Here is a 1211-nt window from a genome sequence, read left to right as displayed (position 1 = left end):
TCCGCATACTCCACCCGCAAGCCGTCGATCGTGACGATGTTCTGTGCTTCCGGGAAGCGCGCCTCCTGCTGCAGCTTGCCGATCAGCGCCACGTTCTCGCCTTCGGCCAGGTGCAGATGCAGTTCCGGCGTGCTCGACGCCTGCGGCAGCGCATTGAGCACCGCCGACGGATCGGCCATCCTGCTCAGCAATTCCAGCAGCCGCGCGCCGGCATACAGTCCGTCGTCGAAGCCGTACCAGCGGTCCTTGAAGAAGATGTGGCCGCTCATCTCGCCGCCCAGCGGCGCACCCGTCTCGCGCATCTTGGCCTTGACCAGCGAATGCCCGGTCTTCCACATCAGCGGCTTGCCGCCATGCTTTTCGACCCAGGGCGCGATGTGCCGCGTGCATTTGACGTCGTACAGGATGGCCTCGCCCGGGTGACGCGTGAGCACGTCCTGCGCGAACAGCATCAGTTGCCGGTCCGGATAAATGATCTGACCGTCCTTGGTCACCACGCCGAGGCGGTCGCCGTCGCCATCGAAGGCCAGCCCGATCTCGGCATCGGTCTCTTTCAGGCAGCGGATCAGGTCCTGCAGGTTTTCCGGGTGGGCGGGGTCGGGATGGTGGTTGGGGAAGTTGCCGTCGACTTCGCAGAACAGTTCGATCACTTCGCAACCCATGCCCCGGTACAACTCGCCGGCGAAGGCGCCGGCCACGCCGTTGCCGCAGTCGACGGCGATCTTCATCGGACGCGCGACCTTGACGTCACCGGTGATGCGCTCGAGATAAGCTTGCCTGATGTCGTGGGTGCGGTAGTTGCCGTTGCCGCTGGCGAAGTCGCCCTTGACGATGGTGCGGTACAGGTCCTGGATGGCGTCGCCGTATATGGCTTCGCCGGAGAGCACCATCTTGAAGCCGTTGTAGTCGGGCGGATTGTGGCTGCCGGTGACCATGATGCCGGACTGGGCGTCGAGCACGTGGGTGGCGAAGTAGAGCATGGGGGTGGCAACCACGCCGAGGTCGATCACGTCGATGCCGGCGCGGCGCAGTCCGGAGGCCAGTGCCTCGGCCAGCTCGGGGCCGGACAGGCGGCCGTCGCGGCCGATGACGACGGTTTGTTCACCCTTGATGCGGGCGGCGGTGCCGAAGGCCTGGCCGATCTGGCGGGCGATGCCGATGTCCAGTGTCTTGCCCACGATGCCGCGGATATCGTATGCCTTGAAAATGCT

At 65.2% G+C, this 1211-nt stretch carries 1 protein-coding gene; it reads right to left on the bottom strand.

From position 1 onward, the window contains the following. On the bottom strand, positions 1-1211 hold a 1211-nt coding region (locus E6W33_RS26855), incomplete at both ends, for a phosphomannomutase/phosphoglucomutase (RefSeq protein WP_136420445.1).

Origin of the sequence: Herbaspirillum sp. ST 5-3 (assembly GCF_004804275.1) — a bacterium.
In the GTDB taxonomy this organism is placed as follows: domain Bacteria; phylum Pseudomonadota; class Gammaproteobacteria; order Burkholderiales; family Burkholderiaceae_D; genus Noviherbaspirillum.
Note: the sequence above shows the minus strand (reverse complement) of the source record. Positions and strands in the feature narration are given on the sequence as shown.